The 20,427-nt window shown below is 65.1% G+C and carries 18 protein-coding genes; 12 read left to right on the top strand and 6 right to left on the bottom strand.

The features are described from left to right. Window positions 1-192 precede the first annotated feature (192 nt). Together OJI97_RS14850 and OJI97_RS14845 are read right to left on the bottom strand one after the other, a co-directional pair. Window positions 193-2,532, bottom strand: coding sequence for a TonB-dependent receptor (locus OJI97_RS14850; RefSeq protein ID WP_297664723.1), 2,340 nt, complete (start codon window positions 2,530-2,532; stop codon window positions 193-195). Between the two features lie 108 nt (window positions 2,533-2,640). Further along, window positions 2,641-3,114: a MarR family winged helix-turn-helix transcriptional regulator gene (locus OJI97_RS14845; protein WP_297664721.1), complete on the bottom strand. Its 474-nt coding sequence runs from the start codon at window positions 3,112-3,114 to the stop codon at window positions 2,641-2,643. Between the two features lie 103 nt (window positions 3,115-3,217). Between OJI97_RS14845 and OJI97_RS14840 the strand changes: the two genes are divergently transcribed. Both OJI97_RS14840 and OJI97_RS14835 read left to right on the top strand, forming a co-directional pair. Further along, on the top strand, window positions 3,218-4,717 hold the full coding sequence (locus OJI97_RS14840; protein ID WP_297664719.1) for a carotenoid oxygenase family protein: 1,500 nt from the start codon (window positions 3,218-3,220) through the stop codon (window positions 4,715-4,717). Then, the gene (locus OJI97_RS14835; RefSeq protein WP_297664718.1) at window positions 4,714-5,403 is read left to right on the top strand and encodes an alpha/beta fold hydrolase; all 690 of its coding nucleotides are present in this window, start codon (window positions 4,714-4,716) and stop codon (window positions 5,401-5,403) included. Before OJI97_RS14840 ends, OJI97_RS14835 begins: the two co-directional genes overlap by 4 nt. Before the next feature lie 45 nt (window positions 5,404-5,448). On the opposite strand, the gene OJI97_RS14830 is transcribed toward OJI97_RS14835, so the two are convergent. Beyond that, window positions 5,449-6,483: a nitronate monooxygenase gene (locus OJI97_RS14830; protein ID WP_297664717.1), complete on the bottom strand. Its 1,035-nt coding sequence runs from the start codon at window positions 6,481-6,483 to the stop codon at window positions 5,449-5,451. Window positions 6,484-6,569: 86 nt separating this feature from the next. Here OJI97_RS14830 and OJI97_RS14825 point away from each other — a divergent pair, with 86 nt between their 5' ends. The 3 genes from OJI97_RS14825 to OJI97_RS14815 are packed head-to-tail and all read left to right on the top strand — an operon-like array spanning window position 6,570 to window position 9,888. Further along, entirely contained in the window at window positions 6,570-7,754 is a 1,185-nt protein-coding gene (locus OJI97_RS14825; RefSeq protein ID WP_297664716.1) for a CaiB/BaiF CoA-transferase family protein, read from the top strand. After that, window positions 7,751-9,103 (top strand): MFS transporter, encoded by a 1,353-nt coding sequence (locus OJI97_RS14820; protein WP_297664715.1) that lies wholly within the window; start codon window positions 7,751-7,753, stop codon window positions 9,101-9,103. The genes OJI97_RS14825 and OJI97_RS14820 overlap by 4 nt, the downstream gene beginning before the upstream one ends. After that, window positions 9,100-9,888: an alpha/beta fold hydrolase gene (locus OJI97_RS14815; protein WP_297664714.1), complete on the top strand. Its 789-nt coding sequence runs from the start codon at window positions 9,100-9,102 to the stop codon at window positions 9,886-9,888. Before OJI97_RS14820 ends, OJI97_RS14815 begins: the two co-directional genes overlap by 4 nt. Window positions 9,889-9,996: 108 nt before the next feature. On the opposite strand, the gene OJI97_RS14810 is transcribed toward OJI97_RS14815, so the two are convergent. Beyond that, entirely contained in the window at window positions 9,997-10,476 is a 480-nt protein-coding gene (locus tag OJI97_RS14810) for a helix-turn-helix domain-containing protein (RefSeq protein WP_297664712.1), read from the bottom strand. Between the two features lie 267 nt (window positions 10,477-10,743). On the opposite strand from OJI97_RS14810, the gene ectA reads away from it, so the two are divergent. Genes ectA through OJI97_RS14775 form a run of 7 tightly spaced genes read left to right on the top strand, consistent with a single transcriptional unit; the run spans window position 10,744 to window position 17,998 of the window. Further along, complete coding sequence (gene ectA, locus OJI97_RS14805; RefSeq protein WP_297664710.1) at window positions 10,744-11,247, top strand: diaminobutyrate acetyltransferase; 504 nt, start codon at window positions 10,744-10,746, stop codon at window positions 11,245-11,247. 3 nt (window positions 11,248-11,250) lie between these two features. Beyond that, on the top strand, window positions 11,251-12,555 hold the full coding sequence (gene ectB / locus OJI97_RS14800; RefSeq protein ID WP_297664708.1) for a diaminobutyrate--2-oxoglutarate transaminase: 1,305 nt from the start codon (window positions 11,251-11,253) through the stop codon (window positions 12,553-12,555). 14 nt (window positions 12,556-12,569) lie between these two features. Then, window positions 12,570-12,983, top strand: a complete 414-nt coding sequence (locus tag OJI97_RS14795) for an ectoine synthase (RefSeq protein WP_297664706.1) — start codon at window positions 12,570-12,572, stop codon at window positions 12,981-12,983. Between the two features lie 32 nt (window positions 12,984-13,015). Further along, entirely contained in the window at window positions 13,016-13,936 is a 921-nt protein-coding gene (thpD, locus tag OJI97_RS14790) for an ectoine hydroxylase (RefSeq protein WP_297664704.1), read from the top strand. Next, window positions 13,933-15,393 (top strand): aspartate kinase, encoded by a 1,461-nt coding sequence (locus OJI97_RS14785; protein WP_297664702.1) that lies wholly within the window; start codon window positions 13,933-13,935, stop codon window positions 15,391-15,393. Before thpD ends, OJI97_RS14785 begins: the two co-directional genes overlap by 4 nt. A gap of 11 nt (window positions 15,394-15,404) precedes the next feature. Next, window positions 15,405-16,655, top strand: a complete 1,251-nt coding sequence (locus OJI97_RS14780; protein ID WP_297664700.1) for an MFS transporter — start codon at window positions 15,405-15,407, stop codon at window positions 16,653-16,655. Further along, on the top strand, window positions 16,652-17,998 hold the full coding sequence (locus OJI97_RS14775; RefSeq protein ID WP_297664698.1) for an MFS transporter: 1,347 nt from the start codon (window positions 16,652-16,654) through the stop codon (window positions 17,996-17,998). The genes OJI97_RS14780 and OJI97_RS14775 overlap by 4 nt, the downstream gene beginning before the upstream one ends. 132 nt (window positions 17,999-18,130) lie before the next feature. Here OJI97_RS14775 and OJI97_RS14770 read toward each other — a convergent pair whose 3' ends face one another. Continuing rightward, the gene (locus tag OJI97_RS14770) at window positions 18,131-18,823 is read right to left on the bottom strand and encodes a response regulator transcription factor (protein ID WP_297664696.1); all 693 of its coding nucleotides are present in this window, start codon (window positions 18,821-18,823) and stop codon (window positions 18,131-18,133) included. After that, window positions 18,820-20,265, bottom strand: a complete 1,446-nt coding sequence (locus OJI97_RS14765; RefSeq protein WP_297664694.1) for a HAMP domain-containing sensor histidine kinase — start codon at window positions 20,263-20,265, stop codon at window positions 18,820-18,822. The genes OJI97_RS14770 and OJI97_RS14765 overlap by 4 nt, the downstream gene beginning before the upstream one ends. Window positions 20,266-20,427 lie beyond the last annotated feature (162 nt).

Below are 20,427 nucleotides of genomic sequence, written 5' to 3'. Positions count from 1 at the left end.
GGCCGGAAGCGGACAGGCGGCTTCCGAGCCCAAAATGTTGAAAGCTGACACTCACCAGACGAGCAAGATAACCGAGTAAACTTCGTGGTTAAATGGAATCGGCGAAGCCATCCAGAATTTGCCTTCGCCGCGGTTTATGACAATCCGCAACTCGAACGAATGGGACGCCCGGTCCAGCCCGTCAAAAAGCATTCAGAACGAATAGCGCAGTTGTAGACCATAGGTGCGAGGGTCGCCGTAGAAGGATGTCGCCAGCGAAAAGACCGAAGCACTGTTCGACATCCCGACACGATAGCGCGTATCGCCGACGTTCTTCACGAACAGCGCAGCATCGACCGGCGTATCGGCAACACGCTTCCATTCCGCGCGGAGGTCGACCACGTTGAATGCGGGTTCCATGTTATACTGGTTGGGAAGCCCTTGAGTCGTCGAAATCAAGGTCCGCGACCGGCGATAGAGATTCACCGACAGGCCGATCCGATCCCCCAATCCCGCCGGCAAATCGATGTCGTAACGACCATTGAGATTGAGCGTGTATTTCGGCGTATTGAACTGGTAGCTGAGCAGATCGCCCGCCGGGAAGCCCGGCGGTCCGTCGAATTTGTCGAACCGCCCCTTGAAACGTTCATAGTTGGCGGTGAAGGTCAGGCCGCGGACGGGGGTTATCGCCAACTCGGCCTCGAAACCTTCGGTGTGTGCCTTGGCCGCGTTAGCGACGATCGACGAGTTCAGCGTCCCGCCGCCGGGCAGCGGCAGCGCGGCCACGGCGGAGGCCTGGAAATCGGAGATGTTCGCCCGGAAATAGGAAAAGTTGAAGCGACCGGTCATGCCGCCGACGCGCCAGTCGGACTTGATCCCGCCTTCATAGTCGGTGACGGTTTCGGGCGCATAGCTTCCCTGAATCAGGTTGGCGGGGACGTTGGTATTGACGCCGCCGCCACGGAAACCACGACGATGCGCGGCATAGAGCAGAACGCGATCGGCGACATGATAATCCAGCGACAGCGTATATCCCGGCGCGTTGAAGCGAGTCTTGCGTTCGATCCCGGCGCATTGATCGGGACCCACCGACTGCGTTTGCTGAATGGCACAGAAGCTGCGGTTGTCCCATGTGTGGCGATAGCCTCCGGTCAGGTTCAACCCCTCCAGCGCGCCTCGGAAATGCCAGGTTGCCTGCGCGAACAGCGCCTTGCTCTTGTCGCGGATATAGGCGTTTTGAACGACCGGCGCCGGTGATCCGGCATGAAAGAATTGCAGCGCCTGGCTGCCCGATTCGCCCGTCGGCCCCTCATTGAGATAGAAAGCCCCGACGACGAATTCGAGCTGCTTGTCCAAGAGACCGCCCAGAATCTGGAACTCGTTGGTGACGGCGTCCACCGCGACCTGTGGAAAGGCGCCATAGCCGTTAATGCGGTCGTTGATGCTGGCGGGCAGCCCGTCGACGTCGAACTGGTTGAAGACCTTGGCATTGCGATAGCCGAAGATATTCTTGAGCGTGATGTCGCCAAGGTCGAGCCTCGTCGTGTTGACGACCCCCCAGCTTCGGGCGCGATAGCTGCCCTGCACGCCCGGATCGGCCGCCAGAATGCCGCCAAGCGCCCGAACGCGCTCCAGTTGCAGGCGCACATCGTTCGCCAGCGTTCCGCCGAAGAAGAAGGGATAGTTGCCGGCCGCCGCCGCCCTGCCCTCGGGATTGCCCGCGGCATCGGTGAAAACGCCGGTCGGAACGATCGCGGGGCCCGTCTCGTCGGTCCGCGAGATATCGACGATCAGCAGATTTTCGAATGTTTCGGTCGGGGTCGCGAGAACCGACAGACGCGCCGAATCGCTGTGCTTGCTGCCCAGCGCCGGCCCGCCGCCGATATCCTTGACGAAGCCGTCCCGCCGGACGAAGTCGTTGACGACGCGCACCGCCAGCTTGTCGGTGATCAACGGAACATTGGCCGCCAGCGTCAGCGATCGCGCGTCATAATTGCCGATGCTCGCCTCGACATAGCCTTCCGCTTGGGTCGTTTTGGGCCGGGTCGGCGTCAGCAGGATCGCCCCGCCGGTCGTGTTGCGGCCGAACAGCGTGCCCTGCGGCCCCTTCAGCACCTGCACCGACTGAAGATCGTAAAGCGACACGATGCTCCCATCCTGGGGCAATGGAACGTCGGCGAAATAGGTGACGACGGCGGGCAGCGCGCCCTGGAACAGGCCGCGCCCCTGCCCCCGGATCACGAAGCTGGGGGTGGCGGGACTGATCTGTGGCGAGATGCGCAGCGCCGGCACCGCGAACTGAAGATCGTCGCTACGCACGATGCCGCGAGCCTGCAAGGCGCCACCCGACAACGCCGTCACCGCGACGGGAACGTCCTGCGCATTTTCTTCGCGGCGCCGGGCGGTCACGACGATCGCATCGCCCGCATCGGTATCGGCGGCAGCAGGCGCGGGGTCGGCGGCAGCCGTCGCTGCCCCGTCCTCGGCGTTGGCGGATGCAGCCGACAGGGCACAGACACTTGCCCCCAAGGTGAACAAAAACTTGCTGCGCATGAACGAAACCTCCCCATTTATCCCGGCTGTTGCCGATTCGACCGACCTATCATTGATCAATCAATAATATGGAGAGGAAACCCTGTCAATTCCCGCGAACCGAAATGCCTATCGCGCCGCGCCGAGATTGGTTTCCAGATCGCCGAGAAGCCGTTCGAGCAGGATGATTTCGGCATCGCTGAATCCGGCCAGCGCCTGTTGCAGAAACTGTTCGCGCTTCACCGCCGTTTCCATCACCAGTTGCTCGCCCGCCGGAGTCAGTTCGACGATCATCTGGCGGCTGTCCTGCGCCGACGGTTTGCGGCGGATGAGCTGCTGACGTTCCATATCCGCCAGAATCCGCGTAACCGCGGCGGGAGCCATCGTCGTCGACCGCGACAGGTCGTTCTGCGACGAACTGCCCCGCCGGGCGAGATTGAAGAGCAGGCGCCAGCGCGCCATGTGGATGCCGCAGAGCTTTTCAAAGGCATTGATCAGATTGTTGTGCGCGCGGATCAGCCGCGGGATGAAATCGCGCGGTTCGGGCAGGTCGAGCGAGCGCAGCCCCTTTTCTTCGCCTTTTTTTCCACTTTGCTTCGGCATGGCATCACATCCCATTTATTTGATTGATCAACGATCTTGACTCTTGCCTTCTATGCACGGATAGTAGCGGCCAGTCGAGAGAAGAGCATAAAGGGAAAAGGCGATGCTGCACCATAATGACGACGTCACGCTGACCGTCGCGCCCGACAACGACAATCCGTTCCTGAAAGGCCCCTTCCGCCCCACGTCGCGGCAATGGACATCCGATTACGGCGACCTGAAGGTCGTCGGGGAGATTCCGCGCGACCTGAACGGCGTTTTCATTCGCAATGCACATAATCAGGTGCATGAGCCGCTTGGGCTTTATCACCCCTTCGATGGCGACGGCATGCTGGCATCTGTGCAGTTCGACGACGGACGCGCCCGCTTTCGCAACCGGTTCGTGCAGACGACCGGCTTCCTTGCCGAGCAGGCGGCGGGCCGCTCGCTCTGGCCGGGCCTGCTCGAGCCGGCGAAGGCGTCGCGCCGCGGGTGGGGGGCGATCGGAGCGATGAAGGATAATGCCGGCACCGACGTGATCGCGCACAACGGCAAGCTGCTCGCCTGCATGGGCCAGGGCAGCGAGGCATGGCGCCTCGACCCCGAGACGCTGGAAACGCTGGGCGCCGATCCCGACTGGTCGCGCCTCGTCCGCGACGGCGTTGGCCCGCATTTCAAGGTCGATACGGCCACCGGCGACATGATGTTCTTCAACTTCCCCGAACATCCCCCCTATATGAATTACGGGGTGATCGACCGGAACAACCGGCTGGTTAACTTCACGCCGATCGAACTGCCCGGCGCGCGCTGGCCCCACGACATGGGGATCACCGCCAACTATTCGATCCTGCATGACCTGCCCCTGTTCTTCGAGCCCGAGGGCCTCAAACGCGGCGAGCACAAGCTGCAGTTCAACCGCGACCTGCCGGCGCGTTTCGGTATCATCCCGCGCTTCGGCAAGGGAACCGACATTCGCTGGTTCGAAGGATCGAGTTGCTACATCTTGCATCTCTCCAATTGCTATGAGGACGGTGACGAGGTGGTGATGGATGGCTGCATCATGCCTGATTACAAGATGATCCCTGTGGGCGAGCATCAGGGCGGACGCGAAGCAGTTTATGAACGTATCCGCGCGAACCTCGACAAGCATAACAACAAGACGCTGATGCACCGCTGGCGCTTCAATCTGAAGACCGGCCAGACACGCGAGCAATATATCGACGACGAGGTCAGCGAGTTCCCGGTAGTCAGCAACGATTATGCCGCGGCGCGCTATCGCTACAGCTATAATGTCCTGTATGTTCCGGGCCATTGGCTGTTCGGCGGACTCAAGAAATACGACCTCGAAACCGGGGCGCAGCAGCGGTTCGAATATGGTCCGGGCCGGTTCGGCAGCGAGCCGCAGATGGCCCGCCGCGAGGGCGCGGTCGACGAGGACGACGGTTATCTGCTGTCGATGGTCGCCGACATGGATGCCGACCGGTCGGAACTGCTGGTCTTCGATGCAAAGCAGATCGACAAGGGGCCGATCGCGACGGTGATCCTTCCCGAACGCCTGTCGGTCGGCACGCACGCCTGCTGGGTCGAGGCCGATCGGCTGGCTGGAGAGCGCCCGGCCGCATGACCCGGCCGCTCCTCCTCCTGCCCGGCCTCAACAATACGGGCGCGGTCTTCGCGGATGTCGTCGCAGCGATCGATCCGCGCATCGACGCGCGCGCGCCGACGCTGCCGGCGCTCGACCGGGTCGACGCGCTGGCGGATCATCTGCTCGCGGGCCTGCCCGGACGCTTCCACCTCTGCGGCTTCTCCTTCGGCGGCTATGTCGCGCTGGCGATGCTGGCACGCGCGCCAGACCGCATTGCCGGCCTCGCGCTGGCCGGATCGCTGCCGGGTGCGGACGGCGATGCGGGGCGCGACAACCGCGAACGGGCGATCGCGACCGCGCGCAGCGGCGGATATGAAGCGATGGTGCAGGCGAACGCCACCGCCGCCTTTCACCCCGACAGTATTGCGAACGCCGATCTGATGGCCCGCCGCGCGGCGATGGTGGCGGATTATGGCGCCGGCCGCTTCATCGCCCATAGCGCTGCGGCGATGGCGCGCCCCGACCGCACAGACCGGCTGGCGAGTTTCGACGGCCCGCTCATCTTGATGGCGGGCGAAGCCGACCCGCTGACGCCGCGCGCGCGGATGGAGGAACTGGTCGGCAGCGCACGCACCCATGTCGTCGCCGGTGCGGGCCACCTGCTGCCGATGGAGCGGCCGCGGGCGATGGCCGACCTGCTGTCGCACTGGATGCTCGACAACTGATCCGGGGCAGCCTCGCGGGACGCGAACGCCGTCGCACCGCATCGGTCATGGCGAGATGGCTGCGGCGCCCAGATCGACCTCGGCATCCGCAACGAGCGCCGGCGCCTCCCACGCCTTGCCCAGGCCGGCGAAGCGATCACGCGCCTGGCGATATTCGGCGTCGAGTTCCGCGACGACCTCGTCCACCGACTGTTCGACGCGCGACCGCCCGATGCCCTGTCCGGCGGCGAAGATTTCCTTCCATCGTTTCTTTTCGCCTCCCTTTGCCGAGTCATAGTCCTTCGCGGTGCTTCCGGGCTTCAGGGCGTCGGGGTCGATGCCTGCGGCCCGAAGGCTGGCCTTGATCCACGATGCCGGCGCGCCGCTGATCGCGTCGCTGACGATCAGCCCGTCGATCGCTTCGGAAATCACATAGCCTTTATGCAGAGGGTCGGCCCCGCTCTCGAACGCCGGGATGAAGCGGGTGCCGACATAGGCGATGTCCGCACCCGCCGCGATCGCGCCCGCGACGCCCCATCCGTCGGCGATGCCGCCGCCCGCGACGATCAACCCGTCGAACTCGGCGCGCACGGCGGAAATGAAGGCAAAGGGCGACAGGCTGCCCGTGTGGCCGCCGGCGCCCGCGCAGACGCAGACCAGGCCATCGACCCCCGCGGCGATCGCCTTTCGCGCCAGCGCCAGCGACGTGACGTCGGCGAGCACCAGCCCACCATAGCCATGTACCGTATCGAGCGCGCGCTTGGGGCTGCCGAGCGCGGTGATGACCACCGGCGGCCGATGGTGCGCGATCAGCGCCAGATCATCCGGCAGGCGGGCATTGGTCGAATGGGTGACGAGGTTGGCGGCCCATGGCGGCGCGCGCCCCGTCTCCGCCTCGATCGCCGCAACGCCCGCGCCGATACGCTCCAACCAGTTCGCCAGATCGTCGATGCTACGCGCATTGGGGGTAGGAAAGGCGCCGAGTACGCCCGCGCGGCAGGCGGCAAGCACCAGTTCGGGGCCTGAGACGAGAAACATCGGCGCGGCGCAAACGGGCAGTTTCAGCGTCGCGACAAGCGTTTCGGATGGATTTACGGCCATGGTGTTTCCTTTTGCTCTCGACATTATTGATTGATCAATTAAAAAGATCGTCAAGGCAAGCCGATTTTGCAAAAAGGGAGATAGGCATGGGGACGAAAATGGCGCTGGAAGGAATCCGCGTCTTCGACGCCAGCGCCGGGGTCGCCGGCCCCTATGCCGCCCATCTCCTCGCCCTGGCGGGAGCCGAGGTGATCAAGGTCGAACCGCTGCAGGGCGACTGGGGACGGATGATCGGGCGCAAGGCGGGGACGGTCGGCCTGCCCTTCCTGACCTTCAACCGCGGCAAGAAATCGCTCGCGATCGATCTTAAGCAACCCGCCGGACTAGCCCTGGCGCGCGATGTGGCGCGACAATGCGACATCGTCGTCGAAAGCTTTCGCCCCGGCGTCATGGATCGGCTCGGCCTGGGTTATGACAGGCTGCGCGGCGACCGGCCGGATATCGTCTATCTTGCGATCTCGGGCTTTGGCGCGCGCGGTCCGCACGCCGGCCGGCCGGCGCTCGACACGGTGATCCAGGCGCAGGCCGGCTGGCTCGACATGACGCGCGACGCACAGGGCGCGCCGGTGCTGATGGACTATATTCCAGTCGATGTGCTCACCGGCCTCTATGCCGCGCAGGCGGCGACGACCGCGCTGCTCGCGCGCTTCCGCTTCGGCACGGGGCGGCGCATCGACATCAGCCTGCTGGAGGCGGCCGCGGCCTTTCTGGCGCCCAAACTGGCCGAAGCAGCGATGCTGCCGCCGGCGACCGGCGGTTCGGCGGGCGTTCCAACCGGGATTTTCCCCGCCGCGGAAGGACTCGTCGCCCTCGCCATCAAGGACGACCGTGAATTCGCCCTGCTCGCCCAGACGCTCGGCCATCCCGAATGGTCCGCCGATGCGCGCTTTACCACACGCGCCGCGCGCGCCGGGCATCGGGCCGCCTGCGAAGCGGCGATCATCGCCGCGCTCGCCGAGCGCGAGGCGGAGGCGTGGGATGCGGATTTCGCCCGCGCGGGCATCGTCGGGGCAAAGGTCAACAGCCTTCGCGACCTGCTCGACGATCCGCATTTTCAGGCGCTTTCGCGGATATGCCGCGATCCCCAGCCCGGGCTGGGCGACACGCCGCGCGTCCAGGTGCCGGGGCAGGAGGTCGGCATGCTCGCCCATGCCCCGGCGATCGGCGAACATGGCCCGGCGGTTCTGGCCGACTTCGGTATCGCCGCCGAGCGCATTGCCGCCGCGATCGAAGACGGCATCATCCCCGCCTCCGAAGGAGCCCCGGCATGACCGTCCGGCCCTGGGCAACCGCGCCGCAGCGCCGCAGGCCGAGCGCCCGCTTCGTGCTGCTGATGCTGATGGCCGCCTACATGCTGAATTTCATCGACCGAACGATCATCGGCTCGCTCGCCGAACCGATCAAGACCGAGTTGGAACTCAGCGATGCCCAGGTCGGGCTGATGAGTGGACTGGCTTTTTCGATCTTCTATTGCACGCTCGGCATCCCGATCGCCCGGCTTGCCGAAACCCGCGACCGTGTGACGATCATCTCGGTCGCGATCGCCGTCTGGTCGGCGATGACCGCCTTATGCGGACTTGCGCAGAATTTTGCGCAGCTTTTCCTGGCGCGGGTCGGCGTAGGGGTCGGCGAAGCAGGCTGCACGCCGCCCGCCCATTCGCTGATCGCCGACTATTTCCCACCCGAACGTCGCGCCACGGCCTATGGCATCTATTCGCTGGGCATCCCGCTCGGCGCGCTGTTCGGCGCGGTCGCAGGGGGCTGGATCGCGCATCATTTTGGCTGGCGCGCGGCGTTCATGATCGTCGGCCTTCCCGGCATCCTGCTGGCACTGCTCATCCGCCTGACGATCGCGGACCCCGGGCGCGCCGCGCCGGAACGGCAAGCGCCGTCGCTCGCCGCGGTCGTTGGACATTTCTGGGGCACCCGGCGGCTGCGCTATATCCTGATCGCCAACACGATCAGCGGCTTCGTCGGCTTCGGCATGGTCGTGTTCGCTATCCCCTTCCTGTTGCGCGGCACCGACCTCAACCTGTTTCAGGCCGCGCTCGGCTATGGGGTGATCTATGGCCTCGCGTCTTTCGCGGGAACCAGTCTGGGCGGAGTCGTGACCGACCGGATAGCGGCGAGGACCGGGCGCGACCGCCTGATCGTGCCGGGATTCGGGATGTTGGCCGCCGCGCCGCTTTATATCGCCGCCGTCTATTCCGCCTCGCTACCCACGGTCGCGATGCTGGTCGTCGCGGCGACCATCCTGCGCGACCTGCACATCGGTCCGGCGCTGGGAGCGGTGCAGAACGGCTTTCCCGCGCGGATGCGCGCCCGCGCCGCGGCGGTGCTGCTGTTGGCGATGAACCTGATCGGGCTGGGGCTCGGCCCGCTGCTGATCGGCTGGGCAAGCGACCATTTCGCCGCCCGCTCCCTGGGCGCGGGCTTCGCCCGCTGCGCCGCCGGGGCGGAGGGGCACGGCGCCCCGATCGCCGACGCCGCGTGCCGCGCCGCGTCCTTCACTGGGCTCCAGCTCGCCTTCGCGATCGCCTTTGCCCTCTACGCCGTGGCCGGCCTGTTCTTCCTGCTCGCCACCCGCGAGCCCGCTTCCGACAACGAGGAGACCGAATGATGCGCATGCCCGACTATATGAAGATCGGCGATGGTCCGATCACCATCTTCCTGCTCCACGGCGGCTATGGTTCCAAGGATTACTGGGTTCATGAGATTTCAGCGCTGGTCGGTCGGGGCTATCGCGTCGTCGCCTGGGACGCGCCGGGATATGGCCTGTCGCCGCTGCCCGCCGATTACAGCATCGAGATGGTCGCGGAAAGCGCGACGCATCTGATCGCCGAGCTCGGCACCGAAAAGAATATCATCATCGGCCATTCGATGGGCGGCATCGTCGGGCCGAAGGTCGCGCAATTGATCCCGGACCGGATTCATGCCGTCGTCATTTCCGCTTCGATCGCCGCGCTGGCGCAGGGCGGCGAAGACTTCGCCCGCGACTTCATCGAAAAGCGCATTCCGCCGCTGCGGCAGGTCAGAACACTCGCCGAGGCGGCCATGCCGCTGCTCAAATCGATGTTCGCGCCCACATCGAGCGGTCCGGCCGTCGATCTGGTGCTCGACATTGCCGGCAAGACGCCGAGCGAAACCTTCATCCAGGCAATGCTCGCAATCCAGCGCTATGAAGGCGTGCCGGTCGTCCAGGCACTGGAAGTGCCAGTACTCTGTGTCGGCGGACGTCACGACCCGGTGGCGCAGCCGCATCTCGTCGAACAGACGGCGGCGCTGATCCCCGGCGCCAAGGTCCGAATATTTGAAAATGCCGGCCACTATCCCTTCGCCGAAGTCGCCGATGCGTTCAATGCGGCGCTCTTCGACTTTCTGGACCGAAACGGCCTCGCTCCATGAATGGCGACACGCTCCTTAGGGTCGGGACCCATTAATTCACCAGCTGGATAAAATGTCGCGGTGGAAGCCGCCCGCAGAAGACGTTGGCCATCTGCTAAATGTCCGGGGTCAGGTTCGATCTATTGCGCCCGCGTCGAGCAAGGGCGCCGCATCCATATCCCCCGCACCCAATATGTCGGCCAATCGCTCCGTGCCTGCCAGGATCATCGCCTGCTCCCACGCAGGAAGCGCCGAGAAACGGACGCCGAATATTTCCTGCAGCATATCGGGCGCCTCCACCAGGCGGCGCCTTCCTTCCGAAGTCGTCTCCAACAGCATCCGCCGTTTATCCCGATCGCTGCGTGCGCGGGTCACGAGGTGCAGAGCGACGAGACGATCCACGATCGCCGTGATCGTCGCATGACTGAATTGCAGGCGCTGGGCGACGACGCCCGGGGTCACGTCTTCACCGCCGTCGATCTCGCGCAGCACCAGCAATTGCGAAGGCGTAAGCCCCGTCGTCGCGGCCAGGCGACGGGTGCCGCCTTCAGCAGCGCGCAAGACGCGCCGCAGAGCCTTCAACGTCGCATTCGCTATCTCCGATTCCATGGATATTCGTTAGCGTCGTCGCACACCCGGTGCAAAGCCGTTCTGGCTTGGGAGAATCGAATAATATTTCATATTATGAAAGATAAATATTGACCGAGGGTTGAGATAACATCGAAATTCCTTATATTTCCTTCGAATCATGACCCGGCTTGCTCCGGGCAAGCAGAAAATCTTTTCAGGAGATGAAAGATATTTGATCGGCAAAAAGACGCAGAGTCATTGCCTCCAGGGAAAGATCGGGATGAACCGCCAGCCACGGCGGACGATGTGCGATTTCGCAAACCGCTTGCAGCCGACGGGCCGGCCATAACGGCGTTGATCGCCGCCTGCCCGCCGCTCGATCGCAACAGCCGCTATTGCAACCTTCTGCAGTGCGAGCATTTCGCCGATCATTGCATCGTCGCCGAAAAGGCGGGCCGCATCGTCGGCTGGGTGTCCGGCTACCGCCCGCCCTCCGAGCCCGAGGCCTTTTTCGTGTGGCAGGTCGCCGTAGCGACGGAAGGACGCGGAAAGCAGCTCGCCAGCCGCATGATCTCCGCCCTGCTGGCGAGACCGGCGCAGCGCGATGCGACGCATCTCCTCACGACGATCACCGAGGATAATCAGGCCTCGTGGGGCCTCTTTCGCGGTCTCGCGCGTGACTGGAACGCCCCGCTCCGCCGCAGCGCTCTTTTCGAGCGCGAAACCCATTTCGCCGGTGCCCACGCCACCGAATTCCTGGCCCGCATCGGGCCGATCGATCGCAAGACTATCCACGAAAAACGGGGATGAACCATGATGATGACACCTGAACCGTCCGGCGCGATTCCGGACAGGGCTATCTATGACCGCCGCGAATCGGCGGTGCGCAGCTACGCCCGATCGATGCCGCGTCAGTTCGGCCGCGCCGAGGGCGTATGGATGCACGACGACCAGGGCGGCCGCTATCTCGATTTCCTGTCGGGTTGTTCGACGCTCAACTATGGGCACAACCACCCGATATTGAAGCAGGCGCTGCTCGATTATATCGACGCCGACGGTATCGCCCACGGGCTCGATCTCCACACCGATGCCAAGCGGGATTTCCTGAGCGCTTTCGAGACGCTGATCCTGAAGCCGCGCGCGCTCGACTATCGCGTCATGTTCACCGGCCCGACCGGCACCAATGCGGTCGAGGCGGCGATCAAGCTCGCACGCAAGGTCACCGGGCGCGAGATGGTGATCGCCTTCACCAACGGCTTTCACGGCATGACCCTGGGCGCCCTCGCCTGCACGGGCAATGCCGCGAAACGCGGCGGGGCGGGCGTGCCGCTCGCCCATGTCGCCCACGAACCTTATGACGGCTATTACGGCCCCGGCGTCGATACCGCCGACCTGCTCGAACAGCGTCTCGCCGATCCGTCGAGCGGCCTCGATGCGCCCGCCGCCATTCTGGTCGAAACCGTGCAGGGCGAAGGCGGCCTCAACGCCGCGTCGCCCGCATGGCTGCGCCGGATCGCCGCGATCGCGAAGGCGCATGGCGCGCTGCTGATCGTCGACGACATTCAGGCCGGCTGCGGACGGACAGGCCGCTTCTTCAGCTTCGAGGAGATGGGATTCACGCCCGATATCGTGACGCTGGCGAAATCGCTGTCGGGCATGGGCCTGCCTTTTGCCCTGACGCTCCTTCGCCCCGAACTCGACCAATGGTCGCCGGGGGAGCACAACGGCACCTTCCGCGGCAACAATCATGCCTTCGTCACCGCGACGGCCGCGCTGCGGCATTTCTGGAGCGACGATGCCTTCCAGCGCGACATTCGCCGGCGCGGCGACCTGCTCGAAGCACGGCTCGCCCGGATCGCCGCCGAGCACGGCTTCGAGGTGCGCGGCCGCGGCATGATGCGCGGCGTCAATGTCGGGTCGGGCGAACTCGCCGCCGCCGTGACCACCGCCTGTTTCGACGCCGGACTGATCATCGAGACCAGCGGCGCGCGTGACGAGGTGATCAAGGTGTTGGCGCCGCTCGTCATCGACGATGCGATTCTCGCCGCCGGCCTCGACATCCTCGAAACCAGGATCCGCGACGCGATGGCCGCCGATTACGCCGTCGCCGCCGAATAGCAGGAGATATTCACATGATCGTTCGCAAACTGGCCGACGTCCGCAAGACCGGCCGCAATGTCCGTTCGAACGGCTGGGCCAGCGCCCGCATGCTGCTGAAGGACGACGGCATGGGCTTTTCCTTCCACATCACCACCATGTTCGCGGGCACCGAGCTCAAGATGCACTATCAGAATCATCTGGAAGCGGTGTTCATCCTCAAGGGGACCGGAACCATCGAAGACCTGGGAACGGGCGAAATCCACCGGCTCGAACCCGGCGTGATCTATGCGCTCAATGCGCATGACCGCCACATCGTGCGGCCCGAAACCGATATCCTGACCGCCTGCGCCTTCAACCCGCCGGTCACCGGCAAGGAGGTGCATGACGAGACCGGGGCCTATCCCGCCGACCCCGATCCGGCGCGCGAGCCAGCGCCCGCCGACTGACAGCCATTTGACACGAGAAAGGGAGACGTCCGATGCAAGACCTCTACCCATCACGCCGCGCGGCCGAAGCGGAGATGCGCCCGCGCCTCGATCCGGTCGTTCATAGCGACTGGAGCAATGACGCGCCGATCACCGCGCGGCAGGCCGCCGCGTTCGATCGCGACGGCTATATGCTGCTGGAGAATATCTTTTCGGACGAAGAGGTTGCCTTCCTCCAGCGCGCCGCCGGCAGCCTGCTTGCCGATCCGGCAGCGCTCGACAGCGATACCATCGTGACCGAGCCGCAGAGCGACGAGATACGTTCGGTCTTCGAGATCCACCGGCAGAGCCCGGTCATGGCGCGGCTTGCGGCCGATTCCCGGCTCGCCGGCGTCGCGCGCTTCCTGCTCGGCGACGAGGTCTATATCCATCAGTCGCGCCTGAACTACAAACCCGGCTTCAAGGGCCGCGAATTCTATTGGCACAGCGATTTCGAGACCTGGCATGTCGAGGACGGCATGCCGCGGATGCGCGCGCTGTCGATGTCGGTCCTGCTGGCCGAGAACACGCCGCACAACGGGCCGCTGATGGTCCTTCCGGGGTCGCACCGCACCTATCTGACCTGCGTCGGCGAAACGCCCGACAATCATTATCTGCGTTCGCTGAAGAAACAGGAATATGGCGTCCCCGACGAGGACAGCCTGGCCGAACTCGCGCACAGGCACGGCATCGTCGCGCCGACCGGCAAGCCCGGCACCGTCATCCTGTTCGACTGCAACCTGATGCACGGATCGAACGGCAACATCACGCCCTTTCCGCGCGCCAATGCCTTCCTCGTCTATAACGCGGTCCGGAATCGCCTCGAAAAACCCTTCGGGGTGGACAAGCCGCGGCCATGGTTCCTCGCCCATCGCGGCGACCCCGAGCCGTTGACGGTCGAGCGCGGGGTCCTTTTCGAAGGCGTGCCGGCATGACGGGGCGTCACAGCGTCGAAAAGATCGGCGGCACCTCGATGGCCGCGACGGCGACCTTGTTCGACAATGTCCTGATCGCAGGGCGGTCGGGCGCCAATCTCTATCACCGCATCTTCGTCGTCTCGGCCTATGGCGGCATGACCGACCTGCTGCTCGAGAACAAGAAGAGCGACGCGCCCGGCGTTTACGGCCGTTTCGTCGCCCAGGAGGATGATGGCGGTTGGCGCGAGGCGATCGAAATCGTCCGCAGCGCCATGCACGAACGCAATGCGGCGATGTTCGCGCGCCCCGAAAGCCGCGCCGAAGCCGATGCGTTCGTCGATCAGCGGATCGCGGCGGTCGCCGCCTGTCTCGACGATCTCGCCCGGCTCCGCAGCCATGGCCGCTTCTGCGTCAAGGAGCAGCTGACGACCGCGCGCGAACTGCTGGCCGGTATCGGCGAGGCGCATAGCGCACACAGCACCAGCCTGCTGCTTCGCGACCGCGACGTGAACGCGCGCTTCGTCGACCTGACCTTATGGAATCAGGACGATCTCGGCAGTCTCGACGCGCGGATCGAACAGGCGTTCGCCGCCATCGACCTTTCCACCGCCCTGCCCGTCGTCACCGGCTATGCCGGCTGCGAGGGCGGCATGGTGCGGCGCTATGCGCGCGGCTATACCGAAATGACCTTCTCGCGCATCGCGGTCCTGACCGGCGCACGCGAGGCGATCATCCACAAGGAATTCCACCTGTCGAGCGCCGATCCCAAGCTGGTCGGCGAAGGCAAGGCGCGAAAGATCGGCCGCACCAATTACGACGTCGCCGACCAGCTCGCCAATCTGGGCATGGAGGCGATCCACCCGGGCGCCGGGCGCGGCCTTCGCCAGTCGGGCATTCCGCTGCGCGTGCGCAACACGTTCGATCGCGAGGATGCGGGAACGCTCGTCACCGGCGACTATGTCTCCGACGTCCCGCGGGTCGAGATCGTCACCGGCCTGCGGCAGATGCAGGCGTTGCAATTCTTCGAACAGGATATGGTCGGGGTGAAGGGCTATGACGCCGCGATCCTCGATGCGCTGACCCGCCACAAACTGTGGATCGTCAGCAAATCGTCGAACGCCAACACGATCACCCATTATCTCTCGGCAAGCGCCGCCGCGGTGAACGCGGCTGTCGCCGAGTTGCAGGACCGCTATCCCGACGCATCGATCACCGCGCAGCCGGTCGCGATGGTATCGGTGATCGGCAGCGACATCGCGCGCCCCGGCCTGGTCCCCGATGCGCTGCGCGCGCTGGACGAAGCCGGTGTGCCGATGATCGCGATGCAGCACCAGATCCGCAACGTCGACGTGCAGTTCCTCGTCGCGCCGCGCGATTTCGAGGTGGCGGTGCGCGCGCTGCACAAGGCGCTCGTCGAGGACGGGGCGCTGGTCGAGGACGGGGCGATCTCCGCGGAGGACCGGCGCGCCGCCTGACGCCGCCACTTATGCTCGCCTCGCTCCGCCCGGTCCAAAGCCTGCTGATCGCCATCTTCGTGATGATGGCGGGCAGCGGCTTCCTATCGACCCTGATCGGCCTTCGGCTCGAACGCGCGGGCAGCGGCACGATGGTCATCGGCCTCGTCGCGACCGCCTATTTCGTCGGCCTCGTCATCGGCGCGCTGCACGCCGGGAAGGTGGTGCGGCGGGTCGGGCATATCCGGGCCTTCGCGGCCTTCGTCGCGCTGCTCTCCGCCAGCACCCTCACCTATGCGCTGGTCCGCCACCCGGTGCCCTGGGGCGCGCTGCGCCTGATCGATGGCGTCTGCGTCGCGGGGGTATTCGTCTGCCTCGAAAGCTGGCTGGGCGACCGTGCCGAGGCAGGCACGCGCGGGACGATCCTCGCCTCCTATATGATCGCCCTCTATTCGGGGCAGGCGATCGGCCAGTTGCTGCTACGCTCGGGCGGCGGCGCCGCGCCGCACGTGCCGTTCGAGCTTGCCTCGATCCTCATCTCGCTCGCGATCCTTCCGGTCTGCCTGACGCGCAGCGCCGCGCCGGCATTCGCGGAGGCCGCCTCGCTGCCGCTGCGCCGCCTGTTCGCCGCCTCGCCGCTCGGTGTCGCCGGAGCGGGGATCACTGGGCTGCTGCTCGGCGCCTTTTACGGCCTCGCCGCCATTTACGCACGGCGACTTGGGCTCAGCCTTGTGGAAACCGCGACCTTCATGACGGTGGTGATCGTCGGCGGGGTGGCCCTGCAATGGCCGCTCGGCCACCTGTCCGACCGCTACGACCGCCGCCACGTCATCGTTAGCGGCTTCGCGCTGACGCTCGGGGTCAGCATCGCGCTTGCGACGGAACCCACGGGCGCGCTGCTGCTCGCGCTTGGCTTCGCCTTCGGCGGGCTCAGCTTCGCGCTCTATCCGCTCAGCGTCGCGCACGCCAACGACCGGCTGCTGCCGTCGGAGCGCGTGACCGCGAGCGGGCAGCTCGTCCTTCTCTATTCCGCCGGCGCGGCGCTTGGCCCGATCGGCGCGGCGGCGGCGATGACGCGCGCGGGCGCAGGTGGCCTGTTCCTCTTCATCGCGCTCGCGGCCGGCGCGATGCTCGGCTTTGGCCTCTGGCGCCTCGCGGCGACCGACGCGGTGCCGGGCGAGGCGCAGCAGGATTTCCAGATTCTGCCGCGCACGACGCCGACCGCGGCGCTGCTCGACCCCGCTGGCGACCCCGACGATTCCCAGCAACAGGTGACGACATGACCCCGCAAACCGCTTTGCCCCCCGATACCGCGCCGGCCTGCGCGCCCGCCGATCCTTCGACGTTGCGCCGCGCGATTGCCGCATCGGCGCTCGGCAATGCGACCGAATGGTTCGACTATGGCATTTATGCCTATGGCGTGACCTATATCTCGGCGGCGCTGTTTCCGGGCGATACCGACGAAGCGGTGCTGTTCGCGCTCGCGACCTTCGCCATCTCCTTTCTGGTCCGGCCGCTGGGCGGCCTGTTCTGGGGGCCGCTCGGCGACCGCATCGGGCGCAAATCGGTGCTCGCGCTGACCATATTGCTGATGGCGGGCGCGACCTTCGGCGTCGGACTCATCCCCTCCTATGCCCATATCGGCTTCTGGGCGCCGACCTTGCTGATCCTGCTGCGCATGGTGCAGGGCTTTTCGACCGGCGGCGAATATGGCGGCGCCGCCACCTTCATGGCCGAATATGCGCCCGACGACCGCCGCGGCTTCTTCGGCAGCTTCCTCGAATTCGGGACGCTTGCCGGCTTCTCGCTCGGCGCGGCGCTGATGCTCCTTTTCTCGCTGACCCTCGGCGATGCGGCGATGCACGACTGGGGATGGCGCATCCCCTTCCTGATCGCCGCGCCGATGGGGCTGATCGGCACCTATCTGCGCTCGCGGATGGAGGACACGCCGATCTTCCTCGAGGAATGCGTGGTCGCCGAAGCGCGCCGCTCGCCCCGGATCGGCGCGCTGATGCGCGATCATTGGCGTCCGCTGCTCGTCGTCGGCGGGCTGGTCGTGGCGCTCAATGTCGTCAACTATACGCTGCTCAGTTACATGCCGACCTATCTTCAGCGTCGCATCGGCCTGTCGCCCGACCAGGCGCTGATCGTGCCGATCGTCGGCATGGTCTTCATGATGCTGTTCCTGCCTTTCGCCGGTGCGCTCTCGGACCGCGTCGGACGGCGGCCGATGTGGCGCGTCTCGCTGTTCGGGCTGCTGGTCGCGGTCGTGCCGCTCTATATGCTGATGGGCACGGGCCTCGCGGGCGCGACCGTCGCCTTCGTCCTGCTCGGCCTCCTCTATGTGCCGCAGCTTGCCACCATCTCGGCGACCTTTCCGGCACTGTTTCCGACCCCGGTGCGCTTTGCGGGCTTCGCGATCGCCTACAATGTCTCGACCTCGATTTTCGGGGGCACCGCGCCGGTGATCGGCAGCGCCCTGATCGACTGGACGGGCGACCAGCTCATGCCCGCCTATTATATGATGATCGCCTGCGTCATCGGTCTCGTCGCGCTGCACCACATGCCCGAAACCGCGCGCAGGTCGCTGCGCGAGAATCCCTTCGCCGCGAGAGCCGATCGCTGAACTCGCCCCGCCCCCTAACGCCAACGACAGGAGAACAGGCCCGCTTTGCAGCCGCCGCATCAAACCCTGGCGGCCCGTCGTCCCGGACATGCGGACAGTGGTGGCGTCGATACCGCCTACGCCCGCCGACGCTCATTTCACGGCGATGTCTGCGGTGAAGGTATAGCCGACGCCGTAGACCACCTTGATCGCGGACGAGAGATTTGCGGCTCTTGCGAACTTGCGGCGCAGTCGGCTCACGACCGCGTCAAGATGACGATTATCGAAATGCCCTCCGGGCCGGGCGAGCGCTTTCACGATCTCGTCGCGCGCGCAAATCTCTCCCGGGCGTTTGCACAACAGGCTCAGGAACGCGAACTCGGTTGCCGTCAGCTTCAGCGCCGTCCCGTCTGGCGCGATCGCCGCCCAATCGGCTTTGTCCAGGACCCACCCCTTGCCGCCATCCGCCGGCCCCGACAGACTTCCGGTGCGCCGCAGCAGGCTGCGGATCGCAGCTTCGATCTCCCGCAATGTGCTGTGCTTGACGAGATAAATGTCGGCGCCGCTGTCATACCCTCGAACACGATCGGCACTGTCGCCAAAGGCGGTCAACATGATGATCCTGCAATCCTGACTTTGGCGGATTTCCATAGCCAGGTCGAAGCCATTTCCGTCGGGCAATCCGACGTCGAGGATTATCACGGCCGGTGGAGGACCGTCCGCAAGCGCCGCGCGCATGTCCTGCGCCGTGGCAGCCGTCGTGACATCAAACCCGCGCAACTCGAGAAAATCGCCGAGATCCTGGCGCAAGCGGGGCTCATCCTCGACGATCAGGATATGGGTCATGCCGTCACATGCTCACCGACAGGGCCGGGCACGCAGTCGGCGGGCAGCGGAAACCGTACGACGGCTGCGGTGCCGCATTCGCCTTGGGGTTCGAAATCCACCGCTGCGCCATGATAGGCAAGCAGCCGGCGAGCCGAATAGATGCCCAGGCCGGTGCCTGCGGTCGTCGCAGCATTGGAGGCCCGAAAGAAACGGCGCCCGACCTTGCCCCGCTGCCCTTCGGGAATGCCCATTCCCCGATCGCGCACGTCGATTATGAGGCAGGCGGGCTCTTCCCGAACCGCAAGGCTGACCGGGCAATGGCCAGGCGAATATTTCAGCGCATTGTCCACAAGATTGATGAGGACCGTCATGATCATCTCGGCGTCGGCGAGGATTATGATATCCTTCTCGGCAGCAACCTCCAGGCGATCACCCGAACCCATCCGCGCAAAATGCCTTTTCACGTCGTCGAGGACCGAGCCGAGCCGGATCGGCTCGGGCCGATAGACGCGTTCGCGGTCTTCGGCGATGAATCGATCGATCAGGGTGAACAGGCGATCGAGCGCCTCATCGATCCCCGAGAGTCGCTCGCGCGTCGCTTCGGGCGATTTATCGCCGACGAGACCGATCATTTCCGCAGCATTGCGAATGATGACCAGCGGTGTGCGGAATTCGTGGCTGACGATCCGCATGAGGTCGGTCTGCTCTTCACGCAACGCGCGCTCGGTCTCCAGGCTCACGCTCAAATCGCTTTCGAGCCGCCGCCGTTCCTGCACTTCGCGAGAGAGGCTGTCGTTCTTCTCGCGCAGATCCAGGGACAGCCGCCAGCTCACCATGAAAAGCAGGCATGCGAAAAGCGCCAACAGAAACAGCGTACCCTGTAGCAGATACCAGGCATTGCGGTCGGCCAGCACCGGCGCGCTCCGAAAACCGGCGGGCAAGCCAATCTCCAGGACGCTCTGGACGATACTCGCCAGCATATATTCGGCGAGTACGGCGATCGTGGTCCAGCGCAGCGCCGCCGGTTGCATGCGGTCGCGCGCGAGTCCCAGGCACATCACCGACATGATGGTGACGGTAAAGATCGTCGAGGTGTGAATGCGGGCCGCGATGTTGCCCGGATCTACCGCCACGATAAAGCTCCAGGCTGCGGCATGGGCGATCAGCAGGGACATGCCGATCCAGCTATAACGCGGCTGCCCGAGAAAGCGGGCCAGCCCCTCGGCCAACAGGACCAGCCCGAGCTTGATGGTGAGGTTCGGGATGATGATCGCTCCCCCCGTCGGGTCGCCGCCGCGCAGGAGCATCAGCGACACGCCCGCCGCCATCGCGACGAAACCGGCGGCGAGAAACTTGAGTTCATAGAGATGCCGCCAGGCACGCCAGGCGAAAATCCAGACCGTCGCCTGAAGGCATGCCGTCGCCAAGGTGACGATCAGGATCGTCTTCAGATCAAGCATGTCGTTCGCGCGCCCATAAAATAGCTATCCGATATTTTCTGGCCTGGTTCAATGGTTTGCGTCGGATTCACCACACTAAACCGCACCGGCATCGTCAGAATCGGTCAGAATTCATCGGAATTGATCGGTAGAATCGCCGGCCCTCGCGCCCCTAGTCTGACC

The sequence above is a fragment of the Sphingopyxis sp. genome (genome assembly GCF_025869345.1).
In the GTDB taxonomy this organism is placed as follows: Bacteria; Pseudomonadota; Alphaproteobacteria; order Sphingomonadales; family Sphingomonadaceae; genus Sphingopyxis.
This window is presented reverse-complemented; position numbering and strand designations above follow the sequence as displayed.

Excerpts from the sequence above, each read along its gene's own strand:
- OJI97_RS14835 (WP_297664718.1), top strand. The coding sequence starts at position 4,714 with ATGACCCGGCCGCTCCTCCTCCTGCCCGGCCTCAACAATACGGGCGCG.
- OJI97_RS14765 (WP_297664694.1), bottom strand. The coding sequence starts at position 20,265 with ATGCTTGATCTGAAGACGATCCTGATCGTCACCTTGGCGACGGCATGC.
- OJI97_RS14780 (WP_297664700.1), top strand. The coding sequence starts at position 15,405 with ATGCTCGCCTCGCTCCGCCCGGTCCAAAGCCTGCTGATCGCCATCTTC.
- OJI97_RS14845 (WP_297664721.1), bottom strand. The coding sequence starts at position 3,114 with ATGCCGAAGCAAAGTGGAAAAAAAGGCGAAGAAAAGGGGCTGCGCTCG.
- ectB (WP_297664708.1), top strand. The coding sequence starts at position 11,251 with ATGATGATGACACCTGAACCGTCCGGCGCGATTCCGGACAGGGCTATC.
- OJI97_RS14815 (WP_297664714.1), top strand. The coding sequence starts at position 9,100 with ATGATGCGCATGCCCGACTATATGAAGATCGGCGATGGTCCGATCACC.
- OJI97_RS14830 (WP_297664717.1), bottom strand. The coding sequence starts at position 6,483 with ATGGCCGTAAATCCATCCGAAACGCTTGTCGCGACGCTGAAACTGCCC.
- OJI97_RS14795 (WP_297664706.1), top strand. The coding sequence starts at position 12,570 with ATGATCGTTCGCAAACTGGCCGACGTCCGCAAGACCGGCCGCAATGTC.
- OJI97_RS14820 (WP_297664715.1), top strand. The coding sequence starts at position 7,751 with ATGACCGTCCGGCCCTGGGCAACCGCGCCGCAGCGCCGCAGGCCGAGC.
- OJI97_RS14810 (WP_297664712.1), bottom strand. The coding sequence starts at position 10,476 with ATGGAATCGGAGATAGCGAATGCGACGTTGAAGGCTCTGCGGCGCGTC.
- OJI97_RS14840 (WP_297664719.1), top strand. The coding sequence starts at position 3,218 with ATGCTGCACCATAATGACGACGTCACGCTGACCGTCGCGCCCGACAAC.
- thpD (WP_297664704.1), top strand. The coding sequence starts at position 13,016 with ATGCAAGACCTCTACCCATCACGCCGCGCGGCCGAAGCGGAGATGCGC.
- OJI97_RS14770 (WP_297664696.1), bottom strand. The coding sequence starts at position 18,823 with ATGACCCATATCCTGATCGTCGAGGATGAGCCCCGCTTGCGCCAGGAT.
- OJI97_RS14850 (WP_297664723.1), bottom strand. The coding sequence starts at position 2,532 with ATGCGCAGCAAGTTTTTGTTCACCTTGGGGGCAAGTGTCTGTGCCCTG.
- OJI97_RS14825 (WP_297664716.1), top strand. The coding sequence starts at position 6,570 with ATGGGGACGAAAATGGCGCTGGAAGGAATCCGCGTCTTCGACGCCAGC.
- OJI97_RS14785 (WP_297664702.1), top strand. The coding sequence starts at position 13,933 with ATGACGGGGCGTCACAGCGTCGAAAAGATCGGCGGCACCTCGATGGCC.
- OJI97_RS14775 (WP_297664698.1), top strand. The coding sequence starts at position 16,652 with ATGACCCCGCAAACCGCTTTGCCCCCCGATACCGCGCCGGCCTGCGCG.